Here is a 4,177-nt window from a genome sequence, read left to right on the forward strand (position 1 = left end):
CGCCGACCCCCGCCCCACCGAAAGGCCCCGCACCGTGCACCTCGCTCATGGCGCCGCCCGGCGCCGCTCCATAGCACTGCCCGCACCCTCCGCCCTGGCCGCCGCCTGCTCCGCCCCGGTCACCGGGTCGTCCGGCCCGGCCGCCGGTGCGTCCGGCCCGGCCAGCAGGACGCGTAGGACGCGCAGGACGAGCGGGAGCTGACGATGGCCGTTCCGACCGGCCAGGTGGCGCCCGCCGGGCCGTCCGCGGCCGCGCGGGCCCGCAGCGCACGGCGCTTCCTCGTCGGCATCGCCGCCGTCGCCGCCCTGGGCGGCGCCCTCTTCGGCTACGACACCGGAGTGATCTCCGGCGCCCTCCCCTTCATGGAGGCCCACTTCGGCCTCACGTCGCTGGGGGAGGGCGTCATCACCAGCGCGCTGCTGATCGGCGCGGCCTTCGGTTCGCTGATCGGCGGCCGGATGTCCGACGCGCTGGGGCGGCGCAACTCCCTGCTGTGGGCGGGCGCCGTGTTCCTCGGCGGCGCCCTGGCCGTTGCGCTCTCGCCGAGCGTTGCGGCCATGACCGTGGCGCGGTTCGTGCTCGGTCTCGCCGTCGGCAGCGCCTCCGTGATCACCCCGCTCTATCTCTCCGAGATCGCGCCTGCGCACCTCCGCGGCCGGCTGGTCTCCTTCAACTCGCTGATGATCGTCAGTGGTCAGCTGCTCGCCTATCTGCTCAATGCCGTACTGGCGCACTGGGCGGCCTGGCGCTGGATGCTGGGGCTGGCCGCGCTGCCGGCGGTGGCGCTGTCCGCCGGGCTCCTCTTCCTGCCGGACACCCCGCGCTGGTACATCAGCAAGGGCCGCCGGGACGAGGCGGCCCGGGTGCTGGGCCGTACGCTGCCGGCCGACGCCGTCCCCGCCGAGCTGGCCCGTATCGATCACGCCCGCGCCCTGGAGGACGACGCCCGGCGCGGCGCCTGGCGGCAGCTGCGGACCCCGTGGCTGCGGCGGCTGCTGCTGATCGGCATCGGGCTGGCGGCCGTGCAGCAGATCACCGGCGTCAACGCGGTGGTGTATTTCGCGCCCAAGATCCTGGCGTCGACGGGGCTGGGCACCGGTGCCTCGATCACGGCCACCATCGCGGTCGGCGTCATCTCGGTCGTCGCCACCGCGGTCGGGATGTCGCTGATCGACCGGGTCGGCCGGCGGCCCATGCTGCTCACCGGTCTGGCCGGGATGACCGTCTCGCTCGCCCTGCTCGGCGCCTCGTTCCGCCTTCCGCACTCCCCCGCGGTCAGCGCCCTGGTGCTCGCGCTGATGGTGCTCTACATGGCCTTCATGCAGGGCACCTTGAACACCGGGGTCTGGCTGCTGCTCGCGGAGATGTTCCCGTTGCAGGTCCGCGGACTGGCCATGGGGGCCGCGGTGTTCGTGATGTGGCTGGTCAACTTCGGTGTGGCGCTGGCCTTTCCGCTGCTGCTCGATGCGGTCGGCGCGGGCACCACCTTCTGGTTCTTCGGCGCGATGTGTGTGCTGTCCCTGGTGTTCTGCCGGCGGTACGCGCCGGAGACGAAGGGTCTGGCGCTGGAGGACCTGGAGCACGTACTGCGCAAGACGGTGACCGTGCAAGGAAATTGACGGAACATCACCGGGAACCACGGCGCGCTTCCCCGGCGTCATCTCGGGTGGAATCACATCCAACGGGGGAAACGGTGGAAAACGTGAATACCAACGCACTCAGTCGCGCCCTCACCCGTACTGCCGTCCTGGCCGCGTCCGCGGGTCTGCTCACCGCGGGGCTGCTGACCGGTCCGGCGTCCGCCGCCGGACCGACCGCCGGACCGGTCGCCGGGCGGGCCGACACGCTGGCGGCCTGCGCCTACTACAACGGCCGCGCGCTCACCGTCCACGGTCAGCGCGGCGACCGCGTCTCGCAGGTGCAGTGCCTGCTGGCGAACCGCCGCTATCTCCGCTGGGGAGACGTGACCGGGTACTTCGGTCCCAAGACCCTGGCCGCGGTGAAGAAGTTCCAGTCCCGGCACCATCTGACCGCCAACGGCAAGGTCGACAAGAAGACCTGGCACGCGCTCTACTACGCCTGACCGGCGGCCCGGCGGGTCTGCCTGAGGCTCACATGCGGCGGGCCGACTCCCCCTCCCGGGAATCGGCCCGCCGTACGACCGTTCACGGGCAGACACACGGCCGTCCACACCCGCCGCACGGCCGTCCGCACCCGCCGCACGACCGTCCCCGCCGCACCACACGGCCGTTCGCGCCCGCCACACGACCGTTCAGCGCCCTTCACACGACCGTCCACACCCAACTGCCGGCCCGCGAAGCTCCTGCCGCCGGGCCGCGCCGGGCCGCGCCGCTCCGGCCGCCGAGCCGGCGCTCTCCCCTCGCGTCCCCCTCGCTCCCCCTCACGTCCCTCCCTCGTCCCGCCCGCGTCACAGCCGTCCGCCCCGCGTCACGGCTGTCACCATCACGCGGGGCTTCCGTCACAGCCGTTCAACAGCCCCTCCCCGGCGGTTACTCCGTGTCGTTGTCCAGGCACAGGGTGAGTGATCACCAGGCCGTACGCGGCCCCTGCCGGCTCCCCCGGGCCGCGCCTGCGTACGGCGCCGAGGAGGTGGCAGAGATGACCGACCGCAGGCTCTGGTCGTACAAGGAGATCGCCGCGCACATCCAGGTGCAGCCGGACACGGTGCGCTCGTACCGCAAGCACGGGCTGCTGCCCGAACCGGATCTGGTGGAGGGCGGAAAACCGTACTGGTTCGCCGATACCGTCAGAGCGTGGGTGGCCCAGCGGCCCGGCCAACGCGGCCGGCGCTGAGAGCCACCGGAACGGCACCCCGGAACGAGCGTGCGGAGGGTCAGGCGGGCCGGGGCGGTGCCGTCGATCCTCTGATCTCCAGTTCCGGGGCCACGAGTTGGTGTCCTGCGGGGGCGTGCGGGCGTTCCATCCGGTCCAGGAGGCAGCGTGCCGCGCGACGGCCGACCTCATGGCTGGCGTTGTTCACGGAGTTCAGCCAGAGGTGGCGGATACGGGCGAGGTAGGTGTTGTCGTAGCCGACGAGGGAGAGGTCGGCGGGTACGTCCAGGCCCAGTTCCTGGGCGGCGGACAGCGCGCCGACGCAGGAGATGTCGTTGAACGCGAAGACGGCGGTGGGGCGTTCGGTGCCGGTGTTGCGGGCGGTTCGCGTGGGGCCGAGCAGGCGAACGGCTGCGCGGTAGCCGCCCTCCTCGGTTCCGTCGCCGCTCTCCACGACGGCGTGCGCCGCCAGGCCGTGGGAGCGGACGGCGGCCTCGAAGCCGCGCCGGCGCAGTGCGCCGACCGGCCCCTGCCCGGCGATGTGGGCGATCCGCCGGTGGCCGAGGCCGATGAGGTGTTCGGTGGCGAGCCGGGCGCCGCGTTCGTCGTCGTTGGCGACGAGGTCGGTGTGCGGCAGCCGGGGTTCGTGGTTGCCCGCGATGACGGTCGGCAGCCGCTCGGCGACCTCGGCCAGGCCCGCGGTGTCCGGCAGGGTGCCGACGACGACGAGGCCGTCGACCCGTAGTTCCTGGAAGGTCCGGGCGAAGCCGTGGCCGGCCCGCCGGTCCAGCCGTCCGTCGGCCATCAGCATCCGCAGACCGTGCGCCTGGAGCAGGGAGTTGAGGCCGTCGAGCACCTCGACGAACCAGGGGTTGCGCATGTCGTTCAGCAGCACGCCGACGGTGTGGGTACGGCGCGCGACGAGACTGCGTGCCGCGGCGTTGGGCCGGTAGCCCAGTTCGTCGATGGCTGCCAGCACGGCCTGCCGCTTGGTGTCGCTGACCCGCGGTGAGCCCTGGAGCACGAGCGAGACCAGTGATTTGGAGACGCCCGCGCGCTCGGCGACACCGCGGATCGTCGGGGCCCGGTCCGCTCCCGGCCGGGCTCCGGACCGTTCACCGGGCGACACGTCGGCGCGCTTGTTGGACCGTTCCATGAACGGAAATCCTTCCACCGGGCCAGGAGAGCGTCAATGCTCCGGGACAAGCCCCCTGCAGAACGGTTGACATGCGGACATCAGGACATGCAGGGTGCCGGTGAGCGGTGATTGGACCGTTCCAAATGCGAGCCCCGGGCCACCGGCCGTCGGCCCGGCCATGGGGACCCCGTCGTCACGCCCTCCCGGCAGCAGCCCCCACCGGCGCCCCCTCCCCCGGCTTCCGC

Annotated in this window: 4 protein-coding genes; 3 read left to right on the forward strand and 1 reads right to left on the reverse strand. The window is 72.7% G+C overall.

Annotated features, from left to right (window positions below; translation table 11 throughout):
* Positions 1 to 204 precede the first annotated feature (204 nt).
* The 3 genes from EST54_RS33435 to EST54_RS33445 all read left to right on the forward strand — a co-directional run bounded on the left by EST54_RS33435 (position 205) and on the right by EST54_RS33445 (position 2,815).
* Complete coding sequence (locus tag EST54_RS33435) at positions 205 to 1,620, forward strand: sugar porter family MFS transporter (RefSeq protein WP_129251425.1); 1,416 nt, start codon at positions 205 to 207, stop codon at positions 1,618 to 1,620.
* A gap of 83 nt (positions 1,621 to 1,703) precedes the next feature.
* A complete protein-coding gene (locus EST54_RS33440) occupies positions 1,704 to 2,084 on the forward strand; it encodes a peptidoglycan-binding domain-containing protein (RefSeq protein ID WP_244942676.1) in 381 nt (126 codons plus the stop codon).
* Positions 2,085 to 2,620: 536 nt separating this feature from the next.
* Positions 2,621 to 2,815 (forward strand): helix-turn-helix transcriptional regulator, encoded by a 195-nt coding sequence (locus EST54_RS33445; RefSeq protein WP_033265761.1) that lies wholly within the window; start codon positions 2,621 to 2,623, stop codon positions 2,813 to 2,815.
* A 40-nt stretch (positions 2,816 to 2,855) separates the two neighbouring features.
* On the opposite strand, the gene EST54_RS33450 is transcribed toward EST54_RS33445, so the two are convergent.
* Positions 2,856 to 3,950 (reverse strand): LacI family DNA-binding transcriptional regulator, encoded by a 1,095-nt coding sequence (locus tag EST54_RS33450; protein ID WP_129251427.1) that lies wholly within the window; start codon positions 3,948 to 3,950, stop codon positions 2,856 to 2,858.
* Between the last annotated feature and the right edge of the window lie 227 nt (positions 3,951 to 4,177).

Origin of the sequence: Streptomyces sioyaensis (genome assembly GCF_004122735.1) — a bacterium.
In the GTDB taxonomy this organism is placed as follows: domain Bacteria; phylum Actinomycetota; class Actinomycetes; order Streptomycetales; family Streptomycetaceae; genus Streptomyces; species Streptomyces sioyaensis.

What these genes read in the sequence shown, in the direction of transcription:
- EST54_RS33435 (WP_129251425.1), top strand. Translation starts at nt 205, where the DNA reads ATGGCCGTTCCGACCGGCCAGGTGGCGCCCGCCGGGCCGTCCGCGGCC.
- EST54_RS33445 (WP_033265761.1), top strand. Translation starts at nt 2,621, where the DNA reads ATGACCGACCGCAGGCTCTGGTCGTACAAGGAGATCGCCGCGCACATC.
- EST54_RS33450 (WP_129251427.1), bottom strand. Translation starts at nt 3,950, where the DNA reads ATGGAACGGTCCAACAAGCGCGCCGACGTGTCGCCCGGTGAACGGTCC.